The sequence below is a fragment of the Streptomyces araujoniae genome, assembly GCF_050871195.1.
GTDB classification, from domain to species: domain Bacteria; phylum Actinomycetota; class Actinomycetes; order Streptomycetales; family Streptomycetaceae; genus Streptomyces; species Streptomyces bacillaris.
In genome coordinates this window covers 7,532,074-7,557,025 of the sequence record NZ_CP194070.1, presented here as the reverse complement: position 1 = coordinate 7,557,025, position 24,952 = coordinate 7,532,074, and the positions used below count along the sequence as shown (strand labels likewise).

Below are 24,952 nucleotides of genomic sequence, written 5' to 3'. Positions count from 1 at the left end.
CGCGACCATGGAAACCTACAGATGGTGGTGAGGTGCATGGCATCCGCCGACGAGGGCCCCCCGGCGGGGCCCGGCCCGCTGCCCTCCGCGGATCCGCGGGGCCCCGTGCGGCTGAGCGACGACGCGGTGGCCGTGGTCGCCGGGGACGGCACGGTCATCGGCTGGACCCGTGGCGCGGAGGCGCTCCTCGGGTACGCGGCGGCCGAGATCATCGGCCGCTCCGCCGCGCTGCTGCTGGCCGGTGACCCCGATCCCCGGCGCACGGCTGCGGTCGCCGCCCGGGCCCGTGGCGGGTCGGGGTGGAGCGGGCTGCTGACGCTGTGCGCCCGGGACGAGAGGCGGGTCGAGGTCGACGTACGGGTCTCCGCCTCCTTCCTCGTCGCCGGGCGCGAGGGCTTTCTGCTCTCGGGGCGGGAGCGCACCCCGCAGTGGACGGTGGAGGGGTCGGTGCTGGAGGGCTTCCTCACCCGGTCGCCGGTCGGCATGGCGGTGATGGATCCGGAGCTGCGCTACATCTGGCTCAACGACACCCTGGAGCGGTTCGGCGGGGTCCCCCGGGAGCAGCGCCTGGGGCGCCGGCCCGCCGATGTGCTGCCCGGACTGCTCGCGGCGCCCATCGAGCGGCTGATGCGGCAGGTCCTGGCGACCGGGGTGCCCGTCACGGACTACGAGTACCTGGGGTGGAGCTGGTCCGACCCGAACCGGCGCCGGGCCTATTCCAGCTCGTTCTTCCCGCTGGTGGACGCCCGGGAGAACGGGATCGGCATCGGTTACATGGTCCAGGACGTGACCGACCGGTGGAACGCGCGCAGACTGCTGGCCCTGGTGAACGAGGCGGGGGCCAGCATCGGCTCCACCCTGGACGTCCAGCGCACCGCCCAGGAGCTGGCCGATTTCGCGGTGCCCCGGTTCGCGGACTTCGTCTTCGTCGACCTGCTGGAGACCCCGCTCGGCCGGGAGCTGCCGGGCGGGCCGCCGCACGGGCCGGAGCTGCCGGACGGCGGTCCGTCGATGCGCCGGATGGGGATGAGTTCCATCCGCGAGGGATGTCCGGAGGCGGTCGTACGGATCGGCGAGAGCGTCGACTTCGTCCCGCCGCCGCACGACGCGCACTTCCTCCTCGACGGTGACCCGTACCTCCTGCCGCAGCTCGATGCGGACAGCCACCGGTGGGCCGTGGAGCAGCCGGTCCGCGCCGCCCGGATCCGTGAGTTCGGGCTGCACTCGCTCATCTCCGTACCGATGCGGGCGCGGGACACCGTCCTCGGGCTGACCACGTTCATGCGGTCGCAGAACCCGGTGCCGTTCGACGAGGACGATGTGGCGCCCGCCCGGGAACTGGTGGCGCGGGCGGCGGTCTGTGTGGACAACGCCCGCCGCTACACCCGGGAGCACACCGCCGCGCTGGTGCTCCAGGAGAGTCTGCTGCCGCACACCCTGCGCGGCGGCACGGCGCTGGACGTGGCCTCCTCCTACCTCCCGGCGGACGCGAAGGACGGGGTCGGCGGCGACTGGTTCGACGTGATCCCGCTCTCCGGGGCCCGGGTCGGTCTCGTCATCGGTGACGTGGTGGGGCACGGGATCAGCGCGGCGGCGACGATGGGCCGGCTGCGGACCGCCGTCCAGACCCTGGCCGACATGGACCTCGCCCCCGACGAACTCCTGGCCCGGCTGGACGACCTCGTGATGCGGCTGAGCGAGGAGGAGCCGGCGGCCGGGGAGGCGGACCGGGGCGGGACGACGGTGCTGGGCGCCACATGCCTCTACGCCGTCTACGATCCGGCGAGCCGCTGCTGCACGATGGCGCGGGCCGGGCATCCGCCGCCGGTGGTCGTCACCCCGCAGGGCCGGGTGAGCTTCCCCGACCTCCCCTCCGGTCCGCCGCTGGGCCTCGGCGGGCTCCCCTTCGAGGCCCTGGAGATCGAGCTGCCCGAGGGGAGCCTGCTCGGCCTCTACACCGACGGCCTCATCGAGGGCACCGACAAGGACACCGAGCAGGGCAAGGTGCGGCTGGGGCGGGCGATCTCCCGGGAGGGGCTGCCGCTGGACGAGCTGTGCGCCGCGGTCGTCAAGGAGCTGTTGCCCGTTCCGCAGCCGGACGACATCGCCCTGCTCCTCGCCCGCACCCACGCGCTCCCCGCCGACCGGCTGGCCTCGTGGGACGTGCCGCTGGACCCGGCCGCCGTCGGCACGATCCGGGGCAAGGTGGCGCGGCAGCTGGAGACCTGGGGGCTGGACGAGCTGACGATGACGACCGAGCTGATCGTCAGCGAGCTGGTGACCAACGCGATCCGGTACGCCTCGGGTCCCGTACGGCTGCGGCTGCTGCTCCAGTCCGTGCTGACGTGCGAGGTCTCCGACGCGAGCAGCACCACCCCGCGACTGCGGCACGCCCGGACGACGGACGAGGGCGGACGCGGTCTCTTCCTCGTCGCGCAGCTCGCCCGCCGCTGGGGCACCCGCTACACCCAACGGGGGAAGATCATCTGGGCGGAGCAGAGTCTGCCGTCGCCGCTGCCGGTCCCTCCGGCCGGGGCTTCTCCAGGATCTCCCCCGCCGCCCGGTCCGGAGTCTCCCCCGCCGTCCGGCTGAACAGCCTGCTGAACGTGGTGCCGGGCCCGGCCAGCTCGGACCAGGTGCCCTCCTCGACGATGCGTCCGCCCTCCAGCACGGCGATGCGGTCGGCCCGGCGGACGGTGGCGGGCCGGTGGGCGATGACCAGCGTCGTACGGGTACGGCCCTGGAGATCCGCCGCGAGCGCCCGGGCCAGTTCGGCGTCGCCCCGGTGGTCGAGGTGGGCCGTCGTCTCGTCCAGGACCAGCACGCGGGGGCGGCCGAGCAGCCCCCTGGCCAGGGCGACCCGGGCCCGCTGGCCGCCGGAGAGGGTGGCGCCGCGCTCCCCGACCGGGGTGTCCAGGCCCTGGGGCAGCGCGTCGACGACGGGGGCGAGGCCGCAGGTGCGGACGGCGGCGGCCAGCTCGCGGTCGGTGGCGTCGGGGGCGGCCAGGCGGAGGTTCTCGGCGAGGGTGCCGTGGAAGAGCGGGGCCTCCTGTCCGACCACGCAGACGGCTGCCCGCAGGTCCTCCTCGCTGAGCTCCCGCAGGTCGACGGGGTGGGCGGGGTCCCCCGGCACCAGCTCCACCGTGCCCTCCCGCGGGTCCCAGTAGCGGGCCAGGAGGTGGGCGCAGCTCGTCTTGCCCGCGCCCGAGGCTCCGACTAGGGCCACCGTCTCGCCCGGCCGGACCGTGAGGTCGAACCCGTCCAGGACGGGGGCGGCCCCGTAGCCGAACCGTACGCCGCGCAGCCGCAGCCCCAGCGGCCCCGGCGGAACGGGCACCGGCGCGGCGGGAGCGGGGGCGCCCGCGGGTGCGTTCACGGCCGCGCGGACGCGGGCGGCGGCGGCCCGCAGACTGCCCGCCCGGCCCAGCGCGGCCGCCGATTCGGCCACCGGGGCGAGCGCGCCGAGGGCGAGGGCCATGGCCGCCGGGGCCCAGGCGCCGTCCAGCCGCCCGCCGCCCGCCGCGTGGGCGGCTGCCGCGACCACCCCGATGACGGCGGCGACGACCAGCAGGTCGCGGGCGGCCCCGGCCCCCGTCTCCCAGGACTGTTCGGCCCGCTGGGCGCGGGCCAGCCGCCGTCCGCCTGAGCGCAGCCGGGCCCGGGTACGGTCCAGGGCACCCGCCGCCAGCAGTTCGCGCAGCCCGTCGACGGCCTCCGTGCTCTCGGCGGAGAGGTCCGCGAGCGCGGCCCGGGTCCGCGCACCGCGCTCGGCCCGGCCCCGGGCTTCCAGCAGGGGCGACCAGAGGAGCAGCAGGGCGACGGGCACGACGGCGAGCAGCAGCCAGGGCCCGAGGATGCCGAGCAGGGTGGCGGCCGCGGCGAAGACGAGTCCCGAGGCGAGGAGTTGGGCGATGGCGTGGGCGTAGAAGAACTCCAGCGCCTCCACGTCACCGAGCGCGGTCGAGGCGAGGTCGCCGCTCCGCCGCCCGGCGATCCGCGCGGGGGCGGACCGGGCGAGCCCGTCGAAGACCCGGACGCGCAGCTCGGCCAGGACCCGGTAGGCCAGGTCGTGCGAGAGGTCCATCTCCCGCCAGGTGGCGAGGGCTCGGAGCAGGACGAGCCCGATGAGCACGCCCACGGTCGCGGCCGAGGGCGCCCGGTGCTCGATGACCGCCGTGCCGACGGTGTGCGCCGCGAGGGTGACCAGGGCGACGAGGGCCGCCTGGTCGACGAGGGCGGCCAGGCAGGTGCGCAGGACGGTGACGCGGTGGGCACCGAGGACGGGGAGGAGGGAGCGGAGGGCACCGGTGCCGGAGGTGGGGGCGGGGGTGGTCTGGGGCGCAGGGGCGTGCGTGGCGGCGGCCACGGGGACCGACGCGGGTACGGCTGCCTTCTCCGCAGCGGCGGCGGCTGACGGACCGGGTGCGGTGGCCTTGCCGGAGGCGGCTACGGGAGCGCCACCGGGGGCCGACGCGAGTGCGGCGGCTTTCCCGGAAGCGGCGGGGGTGTTTTCGGGGGTGGTCATGCGGCGTGGTCCTCCTGGGCGGGGCGGCCGGCCGCGACGAGGGAGGCGTAGACCCCGCCGGCCGCGAGCAGCCCGCTGTGGTCGCCGGACGCCTCGACCCGGCCGCCGTCGAGGACGACGATGTGGTCGGCGTGGCGCACGGCGTCGAGCCGGTGGGCGACGACCAGGCAGGTACGGCCCCGGCTCGCGGCCACCAGCTCCCGTACGATCCGGGCCTCGCCGCGTTCGTCCACCGCGCTGGTGGCCTCGTCCAGGATCAGGACCGGCGCGTCGGCCAGCAGGGCGCGGGCGAGGGCGAGGCGTTGGCGCTGGCCGCCGGAGAGCGTGGCGCCGCGTTCGCCGACGAGGGTGTCGTACCCCTGCGGGAACGCGGTGATCTCCTGGTGGATGCCCGCCGACCGGGCGGCGCCCCGCAGTTGTGCGTCGGTGGCGGCGGGGCGGGCGATGCGGAGGTTCTCCGCGATGGTGGCGTGGAAGAGGTACGTCTCCTGCGAGACGACGGCGATCCCCCGGCGCAGCGAGGCGAGGCTGTGCGCGGTGGTGGCGGTTCCGGCGATGGTGACGCGACCCCGGTCCGGGTCGCGCTGGCGCAGGAGCAGGCTGAGCAGGGTGGACTTCCCGGCGCCGGAGGGTCCGACGATCGCCGTCGTGCGCCCGGCGGGTGCGGTGAAGGTGACGCCGCCCAGGGCGGGGCGCTCAGCGCCCGGGTGGGTGAAGTGGACGTTCAGGAAGCGGATTTCGGGGGCGGTGTCCCAGCGGGCCTCCACCGTGCCCCGGTCCGCGACGGCGGGTGGGGCGGTGCGCAGGGCGGCGATCCCGTCGGCGGCGGAGACCCCGAGATAGCCCGCGTGCCATTCGCGGGAGAGGTCCCGGACGGGGCGGAAGCACTCGGAGGCGAGCATCAGCAGGAGATACGTGCCCGTGGCGGCGGTGCGTCCGGTGGCCGCCGAGGTGCACGCCACGAGGACGGCGGCCGCGGTTCCGCCCTGGACGGCGAGGTCGGTGAGGCCGGTGTCGACGAGCGAGACCCGGAGTTTGGCGACGGTGGCCCGGTGCAGCGCCGCCGACCGCTTCTCCAGCCGCTCCCGTACGCGGCCGACGGCACCGGCCGCGCGCAGGGTGGCCATGCCCTGGAGAGCTTCCAGGTAGTCGGCGGCCAGGGCCTCGTAGGAGTCCCAGTGCTCCTTGCCGCGCCGGGCGAGCAGCCGGTCCCACCAGCGCGGTCCGAAGAGCGCGAGTACCAGGGCGAGGCCCAGCGCGAGGGCGGCGTACGGCTCGATCAGCGCGACGGCCACGAGCAGCAGCGGGGGGACGGCGGCGGTGACGAGCGCCTGGGGGAGGTAGCGGGAGACGTACGCGTCCACCCCCTCGACGCCGTCCACGAGCGTGGCGCGTACGGCTCCGGCCCGCGCACCGGTGATCGCGGTGGGGCCGAGCCCGCCGAGGCGGGCCAGCAGGGTGTCCCGGAGCCGGATGCGGACGGTGGCTCCCGCCGTGACGGCGGTCAGCCGCTGGGCGCGGCCGAGGGCGGTACGGACGAGGACGACGGCGAGCACGGCGAGGAGCAGCGGTGCGAGGGCGGCCGTGTCGCCGTGGGCGATCCGGGAGAGGACGACGGCGAGCAGGACGGCCTGGGCGAGGTGGGTGAGGGTGACGGCGGCGAGGAGCACGGTGGCCAGGCCGAGGGGACGGCGCGCGGTGCGGGCGGCGCGCAGGAGTTCGGGGTGGAGCATCATGGGCGTTCTTCCTTGCCCGACGGGGTCGGTGGGGTGGGGCGTTGGGTGCGCCGGTACGGGTGCGCGGGGGGTGCGGCCAGGGCCAGGCCGTGGATGATCCAGTCCTGGCCGGGGGCGTCACCGAGTGCGGCGCCCAGGTCGGCCTGTTGCCAGGAGCCGATGGGGCGGGAACGGAGCCCGAGGGCGGTGGCGTGGGCCTGGGCGGCACCGGCGGCGTACCCGGCGGCCAGGTGGCTGCGGCGGACCAGGGCCGGTGGGGCGTCGGCGGGGCAGCCGTGGGCGAGGAGCACCGCGCCCGCCGTGCCGATCCAGCGCTGGCCCGCCGCCCAGCTGGCGAGGGTGGGGCGGGCGTCGCCCGAGGCGAGGTGGCCGGTGGGCGTCCGGAGTCCCGGGGTGTCGCCACCGACCGCCGCGACCCACGCGGGGCCGTCCGGCCGGGCGGTGTGCGCGGTCGTCAGGACCTGGGCGAGCAGTTCCGGGGCGGGCGGGGGCGTCAGGTCGGCGGGGTCCGCGCTCCTTCGCGTACGGAGGGTGTCGTCGGTCACCGGGGCGGGCCGGTGGGCGGGGTGCCAGGTGGGGCGACTCGCCCGCGCCAGGTGGCCCAACAGGCTCTGCGTAGAAGCGAGTTCACCTGTCGGTGCGGTCCCGGCATCCGGTTGCGGCAGCGGGGCGGCGGGCCGGGGCCGGGGGTGGGCGGACCAGGCGGCCAGCGGGTCGCGTTCGCACGGGGGCGTCTGGGCCGGGGGCAGCCACAGGGCTACGAGCGGGAGTTCGGGCTCTCCGCCGGGCCGACAGGCCTCCCACTCGGCCCCCCGGGGCAGCCCGGCCGCCGCCGCGAGCTCCGTACCGTCCGCGTCGAGCGAGACCCGCACACCGCCCGGTGCGGCGGCGAGCGCCAGGGCGGCCGCCGCGTGGCCCGCGTCGAGCAGGAGCAGTGGCCAGGCGCGGTGTCCGTAGTGCGCGACGGTACGGGAGGCGACGACGGTGAGGACGGCCACGGTCCCCGGGGGCGCGTCGGCGGGGGCCGGGCCGCGCGGGTGGGCGCGGTGGGTGCGCGGGTCGTAGGCGTACCGCCCGGGCGGGAGGGAGCAGCCGGATCCGACGAGCAGGTGCGCCCGTACGGGATGGAGCGCGCCCGCCGACGGGACGGGGCGCAGACGGCCGCCCGCCTCCCGGGGGGCGGCGAGCGACAGGCGCAGGGCGCGGTCCAGATCCGCCGCTCCCCCGGGCCCGCCCAGGGGCAGCCCCGGGCCGCCCCAGGGGAGGGCGCGCTCCGGCACGTACGGAACCGTGCGCGGCACGCGGGGCGATCTGGCCTCGGCCAGGGCGCGGCGCAGGGGCGCGGAGGCTGCCGGAGGAGCCTGGGTCATGGGGCACGCTCCTTCACATGTGCGGCGGCGGCGCGAGGGTGAAGTCCGCCGGTCCGGTGGGGGGACGGGTGCGCCAGCCCCGGGTGAGGGCGGCCTCGGCGAAGCGCGGGCAGCCCAGGTAGGCGAAGGCGGCGGGGGCGTTGGGGATCAGGCCGGAGACCAGGACGCGGGCGACGCGCAGCGGGGTCTCCGCGATGTCCTCGGTGGTCAGGTCGGCCGTGATCACCCGGTGGCCGCCGGCGGCGAGCGCGGCGTCCAGGGCGGCGCGGCTGCCGGGCGCGATCCCGGTGACGGGGACGACACCGGCGGCCGGTTCGGTGAAGCGCCGGGCCAGCGGGGCCATGCGGTCGTCCAGCCACACCTGCACATGGGCGCCCAGATCCCGTACGGCGGCGAACTCCGGTCCGCAGTCGTCGAGATAGCGCCGGTCGGCCCGGTGGTCCAGGTAGAGGCCGCGAGCGAAGAGACCGGCCTCCACCGAGCGGTGGACCCAGCCGTCGGCGTCCACCGCGCCCTGGGTGAACACCCAGGTGTGCACGGCCTCCAGCACCGCCTTGCGGGCCGCCTCCGCCGGGTCGTAGCGGCAGGCGAACCCGGCGGCGTGGATGCCGCGTCGGCGGTCGTGGACCAGGGCGGCCGCGCAGGGGGCGAACTCGGAGGGCATCTCCACGATGTGGACGTCGAGTTCGGCCCCGGCGAGGTCTTCGGTGAGGCCGGGGACGCTCGCCGGGTCGATGCCCCGGGTGGGACCGTCCAGGTGCCACCAGAGCTCCAGGGCGTCGCGTTCGACGACTTCGAGCAGTCCTCGCTCCACGGCGTCGTCGAGGCCCTGGCCGGTGGCGATGCCCGCGTAGTTGAGGTGGTGGGTGCGCGGGAGTGAACGCAGTTCGCCCTGGCGCCAGTTGAGGTGCGTGAGGGAGACGGGCGCCCAGCAGGGCTCGCCGTTCTCGGTGGCCCGGGTCCACAGCGCCGGTGTGTCGGGGGTGAGTTCGGCGTACGGAAAGCGGGGGCGCCCGTACTGCCAGGAGGCATAGCGGGGCAGCGCCCCGGGTCCGTACGACCGCAGCCCCTCCGCCTCCAGTTCGGCGGCCGTGGCCCGGCGGGGTGCCTCCGGGTGGCCGGGCGGCGGGAGGCGGTTGCCGCAGTAGCGCTCGACGGCCTCCGCGACGGCGGCGATCCAGGCGCCCCGGGAGTCCCCGAAGGTCGTGCCGAGCGAGACCCGGTCGGCGGGCCAGGCACCGAGCCGCCGGGCGTCGGAGACCTCGGCGGTCATCGCGGTGTAGCGGGGCGGCGCTCCCGCGGGGTGCTCGACGGGCTCGACGCCACGGATCAGCCCGCAGACGGGATCGACCAGGGCTTCGACGGGCAGGGTGCTGGTCAACGGCATATCTCCGGTACGGGCTCGACGTAGTGGCGCCGGGCGACGACGGTCAGGTGCAGGGCGCTCCCCCGGGCCGTGACGGCTCTGCGGGAGGGGGCGAGGCGGGTCGCGGTCACCGGGTTCTCGCCGGTGTGCGGGTTGCGGGCGTGGGCGGGGAAGTGGTGTCCGGCGATCTCCGCGCGCAGCCGGGTCCCGGCGGGCAGCCGGCGGCCCAGGGTGCCGAGCGGCACGGTGATCTCCGCCGCGCGTCCCGGCGGGTCGGTGCGCCGGACGATGCCGAGGGCGAGCGGGTCCGCGCGGCCGGCCGGGTCGAGCGCGGTGAGCCGGACGGCCCAGTCGGCGCCGGGGGTGTCGGCGGTGGCGTGGAACCGGGCGGTGGCGGGTCCGGCGAGGTCGAGCGGGCGGGGCAGGGGCGGGGAGAGGAGGAGGAAGCGGTCGGCGGGGGTGCCGGCGGCGGGGGCCGGGGCGGTCAGCTCGTCGGAGCGGACCGGGCGGGCCGGGTCGGCGGTGAACTCGGCTCCGTGCAGCGGCCGGAGACCGGTGGGCGCGTCGAAGGGCCAGGTGGCGGTCCGGGTCGAGGCGCCTTCCGGGGGGCGTGGCCCGTCCTCGCGGATGCGGTGCCAACGGCCGCTGCCACCCAGGGAGATGACCCCGTGCCGTTCGGGATCCAGCCGTCCGGCGAGGGCGGCGCGGGCCCACCGTACGTACAGCGCACCGAGGTTGATGCGGTCGGCTGCTATCCCGGGCCGGTCGGCGGTGAGGCGGTGGCCCCAGGGGCCGAGCAGCAGCCGGGCGGGCCCGCCCCAGCCACGCCACAGCGCCACGGTGTCCTCGGCGAAGGGGTCGCGGGTGCCGCCGACGGCGAGCAGCGGCAGGCGGGAGGCGGAGCCGCGTGCGACGATCCTCCCGCGTACGCAGTCGTCCCAGAGCCCGGGCCAGGAGGGCAGGGGGCGGCCCAGGCGGTCGGGCAGCCGGGTGAGCGGGAGGTGTTCCAGCAGCCGGGGGTCGTCGGCCAGGGCGGAGGCCAGGGCGTCCGGGGCCGAGTCGGGGCGGTCGCCGTGGGCGGCCCACCAGCCGGCGCGCGCGCCGAGGCGTTCGGGGCCCGCCGGTTCGCGGGCGGTCTCGACGAGGCCGAGGGCGGGGACGGCGGCGATGACGGCGTCCGGGCGGCCGGCGCCGGGGGCGCCGAGCGCGGTGACCAGGGCGCAGTGGGCGGCGTAGGAGGAGCCGACCGCGACGACCGGCCCGCCACCGCTCCACCCCTGCTCGCGCACCCACGCCACGGTCGCGGCACCGTCGCTCTCCTCGTGGTCCCGGTAGGGGTGCCAGAGGCCGGGCGAGCCGTGCCGGCCGCGGACGTCCTGGGCGAGGGCGGCGAACCCGTGGGCCGCCCAGCCGCGCAGTTCGGCGTGGTGGGCGGTACGGCCGTAGGGGGTGCGGATCACGACGGCGGGGTGGGGTCCCGGCGCCTCCGGCAGGCAGAGGTCGGTGGCGAGGGGGGTGCCGTCGGCGGCCGGGATGCGCACGGTGGCGGTGCCCGTGCGCACGCCCGCACGGGGAGCGGCGCTCATGCCTTCGCCCCCGGTGCGGGGGCGGGCAGCGGGGCGACGTCCGGGACCGGGAGCACGGGGTGTTCGGTGACGGTCAGGTCGCGCAGGTCGATCCGGCGCAGCCTGCGGCGGGCGGGCAGGGCGGCTCCCCGGTGGCGCCCGTCGCCGGCCCAGGCGATCAGGTCGGCGGTGAGCAGCGCGGCGATCAGGGCGGCCGACGCCTCGGTGGGGTGCGGGCCGGTGTCGGGGGTGCGGTGGCCGGTCCAGTAGGCGGCGAGCTCCCGGTGGGCGGCGGTCGCCGCGAGTCTGCGCAGCCGTACGTGGGCGGAGGTGACGTCCCCCGGGGCGCAGGCGAGGGGCTCGATCCAGGCGTGGGCGCCCTCGCGGTGGCAGCGGAGCCAGGCGGTGCGGCGCGCGGGCAGCCGGTCCGCGTCGGCCCAGAGCCCCTCGGGGACGGGCGAGTCGAGGCACCAGACCACGGCGGTGTCCCGCCGCCCGGCGAGTCCGGCCAGGCTGTCGGCGGTGGCGGGGTGGACCTCGGCGCCTTCGGCCGCGGCGAACCGGGCGAGCGGTCCGGTGAGTACGGGGTCACCCAGGAGGTGGACGGTCCGCCCGGTGAGCGGCGGGCGGCGGGGTCCGGTCACCGCGTGGCCGGCCTCCTCGAACGCCGCTACCAGCCGGTCGAGTTCGGCGGAGGCGGAGGCGGATTCGGGGGCGGATACGGAGTCCTCCTGCGTCCCCTCCCCCGCCGTCAGCCGGTCGACCAGCTCCGCACCGCCGACGCGGCCGGTGTCGATGCGGAGGAAATGCCCGTCGGCGGTGCGGAGCACGGGCCGGTCACCGGGGACGGTGACGATCCCGGCGCCGGGAGCGAGTCGACTGCGGGTCACTGGGGGCCTCCGAGGAGCGTGGCGGTACGGGAGCGAGCGGGTGGTGCGTAACGGGACGGGCCCGTCCGGGGATCGACCGGACGGGCCCGCCACGCGAGGAGCGGGAGCCTGCCTCAGCGGCAGGTGCCGCTTAGGCCTGCCTCAGCGGCAGGTGCCGCTTACTTCTCGTCCGCGGTGTCGGCCTCGACCGCGTCGTCGAAGGGGTTCTCGACGAGGGCGTTCGAGTGGGTGGCGGAGAGGTGGGCGAGCTGGCCCTGGTCGGCGATCGGGCTGAACACCTTGTTCTGCTCCATGAGTTGAATCCTCCATATCGATGGATCGGGTGATGGTCGCGACGTCGTTCCGTGCCGCACCACAGACACTAATGAATATGATTTTCATTCCGCAATAGTTGAGGCGGGTCGAGAGGGTGATCTGGGTAACAGACGGGCCGGCCGCCTTCGGCATCGATCCCCACCCGCCCCCGCACGCCCAGGACTTCGGCCAGCAGCTGCTCCGTGACGACCTCTCCGGGCGGACCGTCGGCGGCGATGCGGCCCTCCCGCAGCGCGACGATCCGGTCCGCGAACCGGGCCGCGTGGTTGAGGTCGTGAAGCACCATCACCACCGTGAGCCGCCGCTCGGCACGCAGCCGTACGACGGTCTGGAGCACCTCCAGCTGGTGCCGCAGATCGAGATAGGTGGTGGGCTCGTCCAGGAGGAGGAGCGGGGCGTCCTGGGCCAACGCCATGGCGAGGCGCACCCGTTGGCGCTCCCCGCCCGAGAGCGCGTCCACCGGGCGGTCCGCCCAGCCGGTCACGCCGACGTCGGCGAGGGCCCGGGCCACCACCTCGTCGTCGCCGTCCCGGAGCATCCCGAGGGGCCCCCGGGCCGCGTACCGCCCCTGGCGCACCAACTGCCGTACGGTCAGGGCCGGTACGGCCGGTGCCGACTGGTGCAGCAGCGCCACCCGGCGGGCGGCGGCCCGGCGGGGCAGGCGCGCCACGTCGTCGCCGTCGAGCAGGACCCGGCCCTCGCCCGGGGTGAGCAGTCCGGCGGCCAGCTTGAGCAAGGTGCTCTTGCCGCAGCCGTTGAGGCCGACGAGGGCGACGAGTTCGCCGGCACCGACGCTCAGGTCGATCCCGCGCAGCACCTCACGCCCCGGATAGCCGAAGCCGAGCCCCTCCGCCCGGACCGCGACGGGCGCCCCCGCCGTGCGGCCGGTCCCGCCCGGTGGATCCGCCGTGCCGTTCGTCCCCGCCTCGCTCTTCGCGCCCACCGTCGTACCTCTCGTCCGTGCGGCCATGTCCGGCCTCCTCCCTGTCATCGTTCGTCCGCCCGTCGGCGCGCCACGACCAGCAGCAGCCCGGCCCCGACGAAGGTGGTCAGCGCGCCGACCGGCAGGGTCAGCCGGTCCGCGTCGAGCGCCACCGCCAGGAGCCGGGAGAGCAGTTGGGCCGCAGCGTCCGCCCCGCACACCACCACCGCGCCGAGCAGCGCGGCGCCGGGGATCGTGATGCGCAGGTCGGCGCCGAAGACGGCCAGCGCCAGATGCGGCACCAGCAGCCCCACGAAGCCGAGCGCCCCCACGGCCGAGACCGCTCCCGCCGTCAGGGCCACCGCGCACACGAGCGCGGCGGCCCGGCCCCGCCCGGCGTCCAGCCCGGCGGCGGAAGCCTGTTCGTCGCCGCAGCGCAGCAGGGTCAGCGGGGCCGCGAGCAGCCAGGCCGCCGCTCCCCACACCGCCGCCCACGGCCACAGCAGATGCCAGTGCTGCCAGACCCGGCCCTCGGTGGAGCCGATCAACCACTGCACGACACTGCCCAGTTCGCCGGGGGCCACCAGGAGGACCACGGCGGTGAGCCCGGCGAGGACCGCCGACACCAGGACCCCGTACACGGCGGTCTGCTCGGGGTCGCCCTTCTCCCGCCCCGCGAGCAGCCACAGCAGCCCGGCCCCCGCGAACCCGCCGAGGCAGGCCGCCGCGACGACCGCCGCCGGGGAGTCCCAGCCGGCCAGGCCGAGACCGGTGGCGGCGACCGCGCCGAGGACCGCGCCCGGGGTGACCCCGGTGACCTCGGGACCGGCCAGCGGGTTGCGCAGGGCCGACTGGAGGACGAGCCCGGCGACGCCCAGGCCCGCCCCGGCGACCAGGGCCACCAGGAGCCGAGGCAGCCGGAGTTGGAGGACGATGTGCTGGGCCATGGGGTCTCCGCCGCCCAGGAGCACGGCCCGAACTCCCCCGGCCGCCACACCCCGCCCCGCGAACAGGTCCGCACAGGCGACGGCGGCCACGAGCACCACCAGCACGCCCAGCCGCACGCCCGGTGAGCGCCATGCCCGCCGGGCCGTTCCGGGCGCCGCTTCCGACACGCTCATCGCTCCGCCTTCCGCAGAAGGGGTACGGACTCCGCGCCCCGTACGGGCTCCCCGGCCTGTCCGGGCACGGACAGGCCGGCATCGGATGCGGGCCCGGCGGACGCGGGCGCCCGGTCGCTCCGACGCGCAGCGCGCCGACCCCGCTTCAGCAGCACCACTCCGACCGGCACCCCGACCAGGGCCGTCCACGCCCCGACGGGCGTCTCGACGGGGGCGAGCGCCAGCCGGGCGGGCTGGTCCGCGCAGAGCACCACGACCGACCCGCACAGGGCGGACCGGACGAGCCACCCCGCCGCCCCGCCGTCCGGCTTCAGCCGCCGGGCGAGGTGGGGGGCGAGGAAGCCGACCCAGGCCACCGGGCCGCAGACCGCCACCACGGGGGCGATCAGGACGACGGCGATGCCGAGCGCGGCGACCCGGGCGCGTTCGACGCGTACGCCGAGGGCGCGGGCGTCGTCGTCACCGAGCCGCAGCACGCCGAGCACCGGCACACAGAGCACCAGCGCGGGGACGGCGACGGCCAGCCAGGGCAGCAGCCCGGTGACGTCGTCCCAGGTGCGGGCGGAGAGACTGCCCAGCAGATAGCGGTAGATGAGCTGGAGGTCCAGTTGGTCGGCCATCACCATGAGCACCAGCAGTCCGGCCTGGAGCGCGGCGGCGACCGCGGCCCCGGTGAGCAGCACGGACGACGGGCTGCGGCCGAACCCGGCGGCGACCAGCGTCAGCAGTCCGCCGAGCGCCGCCCCGGCCAGGGCCAGGAAGGGCTGGAGGCCGAGGGGCAGGGAGAGGGCCAGCACCAGCGGTGCCGCCACGCCGAGGGCGGCACCGGAGGAGACGCCGAGCATCTCCGGGACGGCGAGCGGATTGCGCAGCGCCTCCTGGAGCACCAGGCCCGCCGCCCCCAGACAGGCACCGGCGACCAGCGCCAGCACCAGGCGGGGCAGCCTCAGTTCGGTGACGACGATCCCCGCGAGGCCGTCGGAGCCGAGAGTGGCGGGGAGCCGGGCGGGGGGAACGTACGGCGTGCCGAGGCTCAGCGCGCACACCGCGCTCACCACCGCCACGACCGTCAGCGCGACCGGCACCACGCGCAGCCGCCTCACCGCGGGACGGCGCCCGCCCGCCGCACCGTTCTTCGCCACCCCACGGTGACCACTCACGGCACCGTTCTCCGCCGGGCGCCGTCCGCCCGGCGCGCCGCCCTTCACCACCGCACGGCGGCCGTCCGCCACACCGCCCTCAGCCGCAGGGCGGCGGCCTCCCGCAGCACCGTCCTTCGCCGGGCGGCCGCGGTCACTCACCGCGGCACAACCACCGTCTTCCGGAAGGCCGTTCACCGCAGTGCGGCCGTCGCCTCGTCGAGGACGATGCCCAGGGACCGGGTGCCGCGGCCCTTGGCCCAGACCTCGGAGTCGACCTCGATGACCTTGCCGTTCTTCACCGCCGGGATGCGCGACCAGAGCGGGTTCCCCGCGAGCTTGTCGGAGAGCTTGCCGTCCGGTGCGCCGAAGGAGAGCGTCTCCACGAAGAGGACGTCGACGTCCCGGGCGAGGATCTCCTCCAGGCTGTAGGAACCGTCGACTCCCCTGCTCTTCCAGGGGTACTGGGAGATCTTCGGGAAGAGTCCGGCGGCCACATCGGTCTCCGGGGTGGCGACGCCGAAGTTCTCGTCGCTGCCGAAGATGATCAGCGACGTCTTGTCGCTGCGGTTCTTCTCGGCCTCGGCCAGCCGGGTGCGGAACGTCCTCTCGGCCTTCTCCCCCTGTTCCGTACGGCCGGTGAGCGCGGCCAGGTCGCGCAGGTAGCCGACGCTGTCCTGCCAGGAGCCGGGCTGGACGGGCCAGAAGGCGGTGGCGCCCTTCAGGGCGGGGGCGAGCTTGCCGTGGGTGTCCTCCAGGCCGATCACCAGGTCGGGCCGGTGGGAGAGGATCGCCTCGACCTCGGGGCTGAGGAAGCCGCCGGGCACGACGGGGACCTTCGCGGCCTTCTCCTTGCCCAGGAACTCGGGGTGGGCGAGGACGGCGGAGTTGGTGGCGGTGGGGACCATGCCCAGCTCGACCAGGATGTCGTCGCAGAGGGCGACCAGGCAGACGATCTTCTGCGGGGGCTTCTCCAGCGAGACGGTGACGCCGTTGGCGTCGGTGATCCGGGTGGCGGCCTCGATGGGCCGCACCTCGGTGCTCGTACGGGCCTTGGCCCCGGCCGCCGGTTCGGCGGCGGACCCGGACGGCTCGCCGGTCGTGCCGCAGCCGGCCAGCAGCCCTCCCAGTACGGCGATCGCGGCCCAGCGGCGGACTCTCAGTGCGGTGCGTGGCATCGGCTGTCTCTCTCGGATTCTGTACGGCCCCGGGGAGGCGTCAGGCGCTGTGGCGGGGCCCCGGGAACCGCCCGCCACAGACCGGCACCTTACACATGATTATCATTTCCAATAAAGCGGGCCAAGACCCCGGCCCCCATGACCGAATTCCGCCGACCGACCCCAGGAGACCGCCATGCCCCAACCGCCCCGCCCGCACCCCCGCCTGCTGGTCGCCGACCAAGTCGCCGGACGCGTCAGCCTGTTGGATCTGCCGGGCGGCGAGGAGGTGGCGGCGCTCGACCACCGGCACCCGGCCGAGCACGCGGGGTTTCTCGCCCTGCCGGACGATCTGGTCGCCTGCGTGGACGACCGGGCGGGCGAGCTGCTGGTCCTCGACCCGTACGGCCCCGGCGCCGGCCGGCCCCTGGTCCGGCGGCGGATACCGGTCGCCGTACCGGCCGAGCATCTGGCGGCCGCACCGGACGGGCGCCGCCTGGCGGTGACCACCGGTCTCGGGCGGAACGAGGAGGCCTGGACCGGACTGCTGACCGCCGTCGACCTGGACGCACCGGACGGCGCCGTCGCCGTACGCGTACGGGGGCGGACCGGGGAGCCGGGCGTGACGGTCCTCGGCGGGTCGTCGCCGCTCGTGGTGCTGCGCCACCGGGAGCCCGGCGAACTCCTGGTCCACCGGCACCACGCCCTGATGGCCGCGCCCCCTTCCTGCCCTCCGGCGGAGCCCGTCCAGCGCATCGGGCTGCCGGACGCGGACGGGCACGGGGACGCCCACGACCCGGTCACCGGGCGGGTGTTCGCGGCGGCGGGCTCGGGCGTGCACCGGGTGCGGCACGAGGGCGAACGGGTCGCGCCGGAGCCGTCCCTGCCCTGGGACGCCGACGGGCGGACCGGCGGGCGCGGCTACTACCTGCGGCTCGATCCCGTGCGGCGCACGCTCTGGTCCTGCGTGCGCGGCGGACCCTCCGCGCCGGGCCAGTGGCCGGAGTGGACCAACGACGCCTGGTGGCACGGGCTCGACACCGGCACCACGGGACGGCTGGAGCTGGGGCCCGGGCTGGTGTTCCGGCTCGCGGTGACCGCCCGGCACATCGCGTACTCCCGCGTCCACCCGGACGGCGACGAGCTGATCCTGCTCGCCGCGCCCACCGCCCCCGGCACCCGGCCGCACATCGCCGCACGCCTCCCGCTGCCCGCGATGGCGGGGGCGCCGCGCCGGGGCGGCACACCGTGGGACGGCGTCCAGCGGCGGGCGATCGCCGCCTCTCCCGGCGCCGGGCTGGTCGCGGTGAGCCGGGGCGGCCACGGCGAGGTCCATGTCTTCGACGCCGACCGGGCGGAGCCGGTCACCACCCTCACCCTGCCCACCCCGCTCGACGACGGCGGGCACCTGACGCTGGTCACCCCAGGCGACGGCGCCCACGCCGACCCGGTGGGGCGGTGAGCCGGAGCTCTCCGTACCAACACCGGGCGAGCCGCGGCCCTCCACACCACCGCCGAGCAACCCCCGCACCACAACTTGGAAACGACAGTCATTTCCATATACGGTCGACGCCACCGACCGACCCCCACCACACCCAGGAGAGACCCATGGCCGTTCCGAAGCGGAAGACGTCCCGCAGCAACACCCGCCACCGCCGCGCCCAGTGGAAGGCCACGACGCCCCAGCTGGTACCGGCGACGGTCGACGGCGTGGTGCACCGGGTGCCGCAGCGGCTGGTGAAGGCGTACGAGCGCGGCCTGCTGCGACCGGAGAGCTGAACCCGCACAACAAGGAAGGGCGGGTGGTGGCGCGGCGATCGAGCCGCGCCGCCACCCGCCCTTCGGACGCTCAGACCGCTCTCACCAGGAGGACTTGGTCACCCCGGGCAGGAATCCGGCGTGCGCCTGTTCGCGCATCCGGACCCGGGAGAGGCCGAAGGTCCGCAAATAGCCGCGGGGCCGGCCGTCGACGCTGTCACGGTTGCGCACCCGCGTGGCGCTGGCGTCGCGCGGCTGGCGGCGCAACTCCTGGACCGCCGCGGCGCGTTCGGCCGCCGGAGTCGCCGGGCGGCGGATGACCTCCTTCAGCTCGGCCCGGCGGGCCGCGTACCGCTCGACGGTCGCCTTGCGCTTCTCGTTCTGCGCGATCTTGCTCTTCTTGGCCATCAGGCCTTCCCTCCCCGGGCGCGGATGCGCGCGACCGCGGCCTCGATGCCGATGACGTCGATCGCCTTGATCGCCCGGGCACTGAGGGTCAGCCGCACGTGGCGCCCCTCACCGGGCAGCCAGTACCGCTTGCGCTGGACGTTCGGGTCGAACCGGCGTGACGTACGGCGGTGCGAGTGGGAGATGGAGTTGCCGAATCCCGGCTGCGAGCCGGTCAGTTGGCAGTGGGCGGACACGGACGTTACCTGCCTCTCATCGATGCATCCATTATTGAAAATGGAAACCATTGCCATATAGTAGCGCCCATGGCTCGCAACGACGTACGCCCGGTCATCAAGCTCCGCTCCACCGCGGGGACCGGCTACACCTATGTCACCCGTAAGAACCGCCGTAACGACCCCGACCGGATGGTGCTGCGCAAGTACGACCCGGTCGCCCGTCGGCATGTCGACTTCCGCGAGGAGCGCTGAGGCCTCCGGCCCCCGCCCCGCAGCAGCCCCCGACCGCTAGGAACCCCGCATGAAGCCCGGAATCCACCCCGCCTACGGCCCCGTCGTCTTCCGCGACAAGGCCGCCGACTTCGCCTTCCTCACCCGCTCCACCCTGACCAGCGACAGGACCGTGGAGTGGGAGGACGGCCGCACCTACCCGGTGGTCGACGTGGAGATCTCCTCCGCGAGCCACCCCTTCTACACCGGTACCGCCCGCGTCCTGGACACCGCGGGCCGCGTCGAGCGCTTCGAGCGCCGCTACGGGCGCGGTGAGGCCCGGTGACGGAGGAACGGCGCCGGAAGCTGCCCGTCGTCATCGTCTGCGGGCTGCACTCCGAGGCCCGCCGCGAGGTGGTGGAGGGGCTGCTCGCCGCGGTCCCGCAGAGCGTCGCGCTCCACCACGACCTGTCGACGGCGACCGGCGGCACGGTACGCCGGATCCTGCGGGACGCCACCGGGGAGCTGTCCACGGGCGAGACGCCCCTGGTCAACGACTGCGCGTGCTGTGCGCTGCGGGAGGACCTGGTCCCCGAGCTGCGGCGGCTGGCTGACGGCGGGCTGACCCGGCTGGCCGTCCTGGAGCTGTGGGACTCCGTCGAGCCGAAGTCGATGGCCGAGGTCATCGCGGTCCACGGGGCCGACGGCTTCGAGGTCACCAATGTCATCACCGCGATCGACCCCACCCTGGTCCTGCCCTGCCTCACCAACGGCGACGACCTGGCGGAGGCCGGCCTCGCGGCGGCACCCGCCGACCAGCGGACCGTCGGGGACACCTGGGCCCGGCAGGTGGAGTACGCGCCCGTCCTGGCCCTCTCCGACAACCCGGTGGCCGACGACGAGGACCGGGCGCTGATCCGCCAGCTCAACCCGATGGCTCGTCAGATGCGTTCCGGCTCCGTTGAGCTGGCCCGGATCGCGGTCGCCGGGTTCGATGTGGGCGCCGCGGCCGCGGGCCAGCATCCAGCCTGTGCGCTGCTGCCGCAGGAGGCGGAGGAGGCCGGGGTCTCCACGCTCGTCTGGCGGCGGCACCGCCCCTTCCACCCCGAGCGGCTGTACCACGCGCTGGAGGACCTGTGCTGTGCGGCGGCCCGCAGCCGGGGGCGGTTCTGGCTGGCCGACCGGCCCGACACTCTGCTCTCCTGGGACGCGGCGGGCGGCGCGCTCTGTGTGGAGAACACCGGCCCCTGGCTCGCCTCCCTCCCGGACGCGGCCTGGGCGATGGTGGAGCCCTACCGTCGGGCCGCCGCCGCGCTGGACTGGCACACCGAGCACGGCGACCGCTGTCAGCACCTGGTCTTCGTCTCCCCCGGCCTCGACCGCGACGGGCTGACCGGGCTGCTGGAGTCGTGCCTGCTCACGGACGAGGAGTACCGGGCGGGCCGGGAGGCGTGGAAGAACCTGCCGGCCGCCTTCGACGCGCTCCTCGACCCGGTGTGAACCGGCAAGCCACCCCCGTACCCCGACCACTCACGCAAGGAAGCACGATGGCACGCAGGCAGGACCCCCGTAAGCCGCTCAAGGACCGGCCCAACCCGCTGGACGCGGCGGGGATCACGTACATCGACTACAAGGACACCGATCTGCTGCGGAAGTTCGTCTCCGACCGCGGCAAGATCCGCAGCCGCAGGGTGAGCCGGGTGAGCGCCCAGCAGCAGCGGCAGATCGCCGCGGCCGTCAAGAACGCCCGGGAGATGGCGCTGCTGCCGTACGGAACCGGCGCCGGTTCCGGGAAGTAGCCCGGCGCCAGGGGGGCGGGGGCGGCTCGGGATGCAGTGCCGTGGCAGGCCGAGCACCATGAACGTATGGGCACAGACACCTCCAAGGGGGACGGCCCGGAGCCGGCGTCGTCGGGCCCGGCGGCCCCGGGCCGCCGGGCCGGATCCCCGCATCAGAGCCTCGCTCTCGCGGCCATGCTGTTCGCCGTGTCGATGACCTTCATCGACCAGACGATCGTCGCCATCGCCGCTCCCGACATCATTCACGAACTGGGCCTCACCTCCACGCAGATGCAGTGGGTGGTCAACGCCTACCTGCTCACGCTGGCCGCGTTCTTCGCGCTGGGCGGGCGGTTGTCCGACATCTACGGGCACCGCCGGGTGATGCTGATCGGCACGCTCGTCTTCGTCATCTCCTCCGCGATGTGCGGTGCCGTGCCGGCCGGGGACTTCGCCCAGGCCTGGCTGATCGGCTTCCGCGCCGTGCAGGGCATCGGCGCGGCGCTGATGTTCCCGGCCGCGCTGGCCGTGGTCATCGCGGTGTTCCCGGTGGAGCGGCGGGGGCGGGCGCTGGCGCTGTTCTTCGGGCTCTCCGGGGCCCTGACGGCGGTGGGGCCGCTGCTCGGCGGCTGGCTCACCTCCTGGACGTGGCGCGCGATCTTCTGGGTCAACGTGCCCGTCGCCGTCATCGCCATCGTGCTGACGCTGCTGGCCCGCATCCCGGACCGGTCGAAGCGCGAACCCCTGGATCTGCCGGGGGCGGTGCTGGTCGCGGTCGGGATGGGGCTGACGGTGCTGGGCCTCCAGCAGGCATCCACCTGGGGATGGGACGCCGTCGCCACCTGGGCGTGCATCGTGGTCGGGGTGCTGGTGCTGGCGTTCTTCTGCTGGTTCGAACTGCGGGCGCGGGTCCCGCTCATCAGACTCCAGGTCTTCCGGGACCGGGCGTTCCAGATCGACACCGCGGTGCTGTTCTTCTCGATGATGGCGTTCGTCCCGGTCTTCTTCTTCGCCTCCGTCTACGCACAGGTCTCGTTGAGCGCGTCGCCCAACCAGGCGGCGCTCTACCTCCTCTACTTCTTCGTCGGTTTCGGTATCGCCTCGCAGTGGGGCGGCCGGATCCTGGACAAGCGCGGTGCCCGCCCGGCACTGAAGCTGGGCACCGCGCTCGGTGCGGTCGGATTCGCCCTGTGGGCGGGCAAGTTGACGACACTCTCCATGCACGACCAGTGGCTGTACGCGGCGTTGGCCGGTGCGGGGATCGGGTTCCTGCTGGCGCCGGCCTCGACCGACGCCGTGAACCGGGCGATCGGGGCTTCGTACGGGGAGGTCACCGGGATCACCCAGACGGTGCGGAACTTCGCGGCGAGCATCGGACTGGCCGTGTTCGGCACGGTGTTGACGCACCGGACGATCACCAACGTGGAGGGCACGCTGCGGGACAAGGGGGTGCCGGACGGTGCGGCGGGCGACGCCGCGGAGTCGGTCGCGCAGGCGGTGACCGGCCAGGCCGACACCCGGGGGCCCTCCGGGTCCGGTCCGGTGGCCGATGCGGTGAAGGACTCCATGCAGGCGATCCGGATGGACTTCGCCCAGGCCAACCAGTGGGTGTTCTACGGGATGGCGATCTGTCTGGCCGTCGCGTTCCTCTTCGCGCTGCGCCACCCGGGCACCCGGGTGACGCAGGATTCCCCGGAGGGGGCCGGCCGGGCTCAGAAGGAGTAGACGGCGCTCTCGTGCATGCTGCCGGCCAGCTCGCAGGCGTTGCCGTAGGTGGTCGAGAACGCGACGCGCCGGCCGTGCCAGACACCGTGGGCGGTGATCACGACCGGGTCCCACTGCCGGGTGCACATGCGGTCCGGCGAAGTGCGGGCGAGCGCGGTGAACTGTCCGCCCACCGCGTCCAGTTCGGCACAGGCAGCCCGGGGGGCGGGGTGGGTGCCCTCGGCGTTCGGGGCGCAGGTGAGCGTGACCGCCCGCTGGACCGTCGCCGTGAGCGGGTCCTCGCCCTGCGCCACGGTGAGCACGAGGGCGGAGGGCGCGTAGAGGCTCGCGGGCTTCGCCGGGGCCGCGTGGGCGGAGGTGGCGGCGAGAGCGCTGAGGGCGAGTGCGCCGGCGGCGACGGTTGCAAAGATTGCGTGACGGTTGTGTCGCATGAGTGAAAACTCCTCGCTCGGGTGCTGATTGCGGTCAGGAGTCTTACGCATGCGGAAAGTAGGCGCACATCGACAGCCCGCTTCCAGCCGCAGACGTTCGTTCGAGCCGACCGGATGGTCGTTCGGGCAGCTCACGCAGGGCACGGAGGGCGTCCAGCATATGGACGGCCTACGACGGTTCAACGGAAAACGACCCTCTGACCTGCGGTGATTCCCGAGTGCCCGAAAACCTCCGGAAGCCGCTTCGACCGGAAAGCGGCGCCCCACGGGCCCGATCCCCCCCAGCGGCCACCCCCGGAAGGCTTCGGGAGCAGACTCCACCCCCGCACCCCAGCCCCGGAGCTGAACATTCCGCATACCGGGTCGAGCGTCGAAATTAGGTGAGGCTACCCTCACTGTCGTGATCGCTCCTGCCCACGACCGTGAAGACAGCCCGCCGCCTCGGCCCACCGCGCCGGACGCCTCCGCCGCCCCCGACAGCAGCCCCGTCGGCCCCTCCGGCATCCCCGGCCCCAGCGGCCTCGACGCCCGCGGCCTGACCGTCGCGTACGACCGGGCCGATGTCGTCCACGGGGCCGACCTCCGGCTGGAGCGCGGTCGGGTCACCGCCCTGATCGGACCGAACGGCAGCGGGAAGTCCACGCTGCTCCGTGCCGTCGCCCGGCTCCACAAGGCCCGCACCGGCACGGTGGCGGTCCCCGGGCCGGACGGTTCCGATCCGGTCGACGCCCTCGCCCTGTCGCGCAACGACTTCGCCCGCCGCATCACCCTGCTCGCCCAGAGCCGTACCGCCCCGGCCGGGCTCAGCGTGCGGGACGTGGTGGGATTCGGCCGCCACCCCTACCGCGGGCGGCTGCGCGGCACGGACCCCGACGGTGCCCGGTCGATCGACCGCGCGCTCGCCGTCACCCACCTCACCGACCTCGCGGACCGGGCCGTCGAGAGCCTCTCCGGCGGCCAGTTGCAGCGTGTCTGGTTCGCGTGCGCTCTCGCCCAGGACACCGACGTCCTGCTGCTCGACGAGCCGACCACCTACCTGGACCTGCGCTACCAGGTGGAGGTCCTCGATCTCGTACGCGATCTGGCCGACACCCACGGCGTGACCGTCGGGGTCGTCCTGCACGACCTGGACCAGGCCGCCGCCGTGGCGGACCGGGTCGTCCTGCTCTCGGCGGGCCGGATCGCCGCCGCCGGCACCCCCGCGGAGGTCTACGACTCCGAGCTGCTGACCCGGACCTACGGCATCCGGATCGACGTCGAACCGGACCCCTCCACCGGCGTCCCGCGCACCCGCGCGGTGGGCCGCCACCACCTCCGTACCGAAAGGCCCTGAACCCCCTCATGAAGAACCAGTACCTGGCCTGGCCCGTCCTCGCCGCCACGGCCGCGCTCGTCCTCTCCGGCTGCGGCACCACCGAGGCCCCGAAGCAGGAGTCCGCCAAGCAGACCTCGGTGACGGTCACCGACTCCCGGGGCGAGAAGGTCACCCTCGACGGGCCCGCCAAGCGGGTCGTCGGCACCGAGTGGAACGTCGTCGAGACCCTGGTGACGCTCGGCGTGCAGCCGGTGGGCGTCGCCGACGTCAAGGGCTACACGGCGTACGACACCTCCGCGCCGCTCGCCGAGGGCGTCAAGGACATAGGCACCCGGGGCGAGCCCAGCGTCGCCACCGTGGCCGGTCTCAAGCCCGACCTGATCGTCGCCACCACCGACCTCTCCGACTCGGCGATCGCCCAGTTGTCGAAGGCCGCTCCGGTCGTCGTGGTGCGCTCGGCCGACGCGAGCCGGCAGATCGACCGGATGGTCGACAACGTCAACCTCATCGCGCGGGCCACCGGCACCGAGGAGAAGGCCAGGAGCGAGATCGCGTCCTTCCGCAAGGCGGTCGAGGACGGGAGGAAGAAGCTCGCGGCGGCCGGTCTCGGCGGCAAGGAGGTCGCCTTCGCGGACGGCTGGCAGGAGGGCAGCCAGGTCTCGGTGCGCCCGTACGTCAAGGGCTCTCTCATCACCGATGTGAACACCGAACTCGGCCTGGTCAGCCCGTGGAAGCTGAAGGGCGACAAGGCCTACGGGCTCGCGGCCACCGATGTCGAGGGACTGACGAAGATCGGTGAAGCGCGGTTCACGTACATCGCCAACGACGCCGACGGCGGCGACCCGTTCAAGGACGGGCTCAAGGACAACGCGGTGTGGAAGTCGCTGCCGTTCGTGAAGAACGACCAGGTCCACCGGCTGCCGGACGGCATCTGGATGTTCGGCGGCACCGCCTCCATGCGCGACTACATCGACGCACTCGTCGGCGCGCTGACCAACTGACG

At 75.0% G+C, this 24,952-nt stretch carries 24 protein-coding genes; 10 read left to right on the top strand and 14 right to left on the bottom strand.

The genetic code is table 11. The annotated features are described in order from the left end of the window. Nucleotides 1-36: 36 nt before the first annotated feature. Nucleotides 37-2,592, top strand: coding sequence for a SpoIIE family protein phosphatase (locus ACQ9ZG_RS31865; protein WP_499281501.1), 2,556 nt, complete (start codon nucleotides 37-39; stop codon nucleotides 2,590-2,592). Here ACQ9ZG_RS31865 and ACQ9ZG_RS31860 read toward each other — a convergent pair. The 11 genes from ACQ9ZG_RS31860 to ACQ9ZG_RS31810 form a co-directional block, all read right to left on the bottom strand. Beyond that, the gene (locus ACQ9ZG_RS31860; RefSeq protein WP_499281500.1) at nucleotides 2,483-4,525 is read right to left on the bottom strand and encodes an ABC transporter ATP-binding protein; all 2,043 of its coding nucleotides are present in this window, start codon (nucleotides 4,523-4,525) and stop codon (nucleotides 2,483-2,485) included. The genes ACQ9ZG_RS31865 and ACQ9ZG_RS31860 overlap by 110 nt on opposite strands. Then, nucleotides 4,522-6,261: an ABC transporter ATP-binding protein/permease gene (locus ACQ9ZG_RS31855; RefSeq protein WP_109914087.1), complete on the bottom strand. Its 1,740-nt coding sequence runs from the start codon at nucleotides 6,259-6,261 to the stop codon at nucleotides 4,522-4,524. The genes ACQ9ZG_RS31860 and ACQ9ZG_RS31855 overlap by 4 nt, the downstream gene beginning before the upstream one ends. After that, nucleotides 6,258-7,631, bottom strand: coding sequence for a nitroreductase family protein (locus ACQ9ZG_RS31850; protein ID WP_499281499.1), 1,374 nt, complete (start codon nucleotides 7,629-7,631; stop codon nucleotides 6,258-6,260). Before ACQ9ZG_RS31850 ends, ACQ9ZG_RS31855 begins: the two co-directional genes overlap by 4 nt. 13 nt (nucleotides 7,632-7,644) lie before the next feature. Beyond that, the gene (locus ACQ9ZG_RS31845; protein ID WP_181398066.1) at nucleotides 7,645-9,012 is read right to left on the bottom strand and encodes a YcaO-like family protein; all 1,368 of its coding nucleotides are present in this window, start codon (nucleotides 9,010-9,012) and stop codon (nucleotides 7,645-7,647) included. Continuing rightward, complete coding sequence (locus ACQ9ZG_RS31840) at nucleotides 9,009-10,583, bottom strand: CocE/NonD family hydrolase (RefSeq protein WP_499281498.1); 1,575 nt, start codon at nucleotides 10,581-10,583, stop codon at nucleotides 9,009-9,011. The genes ACQ9ZG_RS31845 and ACQ9ZG_RS31840 overlap by 4 nt, the downstream gene beginning before the upstream one ends. Then, a complete protein-coding gene (locus tag ACQ9ZG_RS31835) occupies nucleotides 10,580-11,452 on the bottom strand; it encodes a hypothetical protein (RefSeq protein ID WP_499281497.1) in 873 nt (290 codons plus the stop codon). Before ACQ9ZG_RS31835 ends, ACQ9ZG_RS31840 begins: the two co-directional genes overlap by 4 nt. A 158-nt stretch (nucleotides 11,453-11,610) precedes the next feature. Further along, entirely contained in the window at nucleotides 11,611-11,745 is a 135-nt protein-coding gene (amiA, locus tag ACQ9ZG_RS31830) for a streptamidine family RiPP (RefSeq protein WP_018487574.1), read from the bottom strand. Between the two features lie 68 nt (nucleotides 11,746-11,813). After that, nucleotides 11,814-12,737: an ABC transporter ATP-binding protein gene (locus ACQ9ZG_RS31825; protein ID WP_084990463.1), complete on the bottom strand. Its 924-nt coding sequence runs from the start codon at nucleotides 12,735-12,737 to the stop codon at nucleotides 11,814-11,816. A gap of 17 nt (nucleotides 12,738-12,754) precedes the next feature. Continuing rightward, entirely contained in the window at nucleotides 12,755-13,810 is a 1,056-nt protein-coding gene (locus ACQ9ZG_RS31820; RefSeq protein WP_499281496.1) for a FecCD family ABC transporter permease, read from the bottom strand. Next, nucleotides 13,807-14,913: a FecCD family ABC transporter permease gene (locus ACQ9ZG_RS31815; RefSeq protein WP_499281654.1), complete on the bottom strand. Its 1,107-nt coding sequence runs from the start codon at nucleotides 14,911-14,913 to the stop codon at nucleotides 13,807-13,809. Before ACQ9ZG_RS31815 ends, ACQ9ZG_RS31820 begins: the two co-directional genes overlap by 4 nt. A gap of 230 nt (nucleotides 14,914-15,143) precedes the next feature. Continuing rightward, on the bottom strand, nucleotides 15,144-16,127 hold the full coding sequence (locus ACQ9ZG_RS31810; RefSeq protein WP_109917556.1) for an ABC transporter substrate-binding protein: 984 nt from the start codon (nucleotides 16,125-16,127) through the stop codon (nucleotides 15,144-15,146). Between the two features lie 175 nt (nucleotides 16,128-16,302). Here ACQ9ZG_RS31810 and ACQ9ZG_RS31805 point away from each other — a divergent pair, with 175 nt between their 5' ends. Next, on the top strand, nucleotides 16,303-17,568 hold the full coding sequence (locus ACQ9ZG_RS31805) for a hypothetical protein (RefSeq protein ID WP_499281495.1): 1,266 nt from the start codon (nucleotides 16,303-16,305) through the stop codon (nucleotides 17,566-17,568). Nucleotides 17,569-17,714: 146 nt separating this feature from the next. After that, a complete protein-coding gene (gene rpmF / locus ACQ9ZG_RS31800) occupies nucleotides 17,715-17,885 on the top strand; it encodes a 50S ribosomal protein L32 (protein WP_109914470.1) in 171 nt (56 codons plus the stop codon). 81 nt (nucleotides 17,886-17,966) lie between these two features. Here rpmF and rpsN read toward each other — a convergent pair whose 3' ends face one another. Both rpsN and rpmB read right to left on the bottom strand, forming a co-directional pair. Continuing rightward, nucleotides 17,967-18,272: a 30S ribosomal protein S14 gene (rpsN, locus tag ACQ9ZG_RS31795; RefSeq protein ID WP_018487567.1), complete on the bottom strand. Its 306-nt coding sequence runs from the start codon at nucleotides 18,270-18,272 to the stop codon at nucleotides 17,967-17,969. Continuing rightward, the gene (gene rpmB, locus ACQ9ZG_RS31790) at nucleotides 18,272-18,508 is read right to left on the bottom strand and encodes a 50S ribosomal protein L28 (RefSeq protein ID WP_109914471.1); all 237 of its coding nucleotides are present in this window, start codon (nucleotides 18,506-18,508) and stop codon (nucleotides 18,272-18,274) included. The genes rpsN and rpmB overlap by 1 nt, the downstream gene beginning before the upstream one ends. A gap of 69 nt (nucleotides 18,509-18,577) precedes the next feature. Between rpmB and rpmG the strand changes: the two genes are divergently transcribed. From rpmG to ACQ9ZG_RS31765, 5 genes are all read left to right on the top strand, one after another. Then, nucleotides 18,578-18,742 carry a 50S ribosomal protein L33 gene (gene rpmG, locus ACQ9ZG_RS31785; RefSeq protein ID WP_018487565.1) on the top strand — a complete coding sequence of 55 codons (165 nt, stop codon included), beginning with the start codon at nucleotides 18,578-18,580 and terminating at the stop codon, nucleotides 18,740-18,742. 49 nt (nucleotides 18,743-18,791) lie between these two features. After that, nucleotides 18,792-19,046 carry a type B 50S ribosomal protein L31 gene (locus tag ACQ9ZG_RS31780; RefSeq protein ID WP_028417931.1) on the top strand — a complete coding sequence of 85 codons (255 nt, stop codon included), beginning with the start codon at nucleotides 18,792-18,794 and terminating at the stop codon, nucleotides 19,044-19,046. Beyond that, the gene (locus ACQ9ZG_RS31775) at nucleotides 19,043-20,200 is read left to right on the top strand and encodes a CobW family GTP-binding protein (protein WP_109914472.1); all 1,158 of its coding nucleotides are present in this window, start codon (nucleotides 19,043-19,045) and stop codon (nucleotides 20,198-20,200) included. Before ACQ9ZG_RS31780 ends, ACQ9ZG_RS31775 begins: the two co-directional genes overlap by 4 nt. Nucleotides 20,201-20,247: 47 nt before the next feature. Next, nucleotides 20,248-20,499, top strand: a complete 252-nt coding sequence (rpsR, locus tag ACQ9ZG_RS31770; RefSeq protein ID WP_109914473.1) for a 30S ribosomal protein S18 — start codon at nucleotides 20,248-20,250, stop codon at nucleotides 20,497-20,499. A 66-nt stretch (nucleotides 20,500-20,565) separates the two neighbouring features. Beyond that, entirely contained in the window at nucleotides 20,566-22,203 is a 1,638-nt protein-coding gene (locus ACQ9ZG_RS31765; RefSeq protein WP_109914474.1) for an MFS transporter, read from the top strand. On the opposite strand, the gene ACQ9ZG_RS31760 is transcribed toward ACQ9ZG_RS31765, so the two are convergent. Next, complete coding sequence (locus ACQ9ZG_RS31760) at nucleotides 22,191-22,634, bottom strand: subtilase-type protease inhibitor (protein ID WP_109914475.1); 444 nt, start codon at nucleotides 22,632-22,634, stop codon at nucleotides 22,191-22,193. The genes ACQ9ZG_RS31765 and ACQ9ZG_RS31760 overlap by 13 nt on opposite strands. 400 nt (nucleotides 22,635-23,034) lie before the next feature. Between ACQ9ZG_RS31760 and ACQ9ZG_RS31755 the strand changes: the two genes are divergently transcribed. Then, nucleotides 23,035-23,967, top strand: coding sequence for an ABC transporter ATP-binding protein (locus tag ACQ9ZG_RS31755; RefSeq protein WP_309076593.1), 933 nt, complete (start codon nucleotides 23,035-23,037; stop codon nucleotides 23,965-23,967). Between the two features lie 8 nt (nucleotides 23,968-23,975). Then, nucleotides 23,976-24,950, top strand: coding sequence for an ABC transporter substrate-binding protein (locus tag ACQ9ZG_RS31750; RefSeq protein ID WP_499281494.1), 975 nt, complete (start codon nucleotides 23,976-23,978; stop codon nucleotides 24,948-24,950). Nucleotides 24,951-24,952 lie beyond the last annotated feature (2 nt).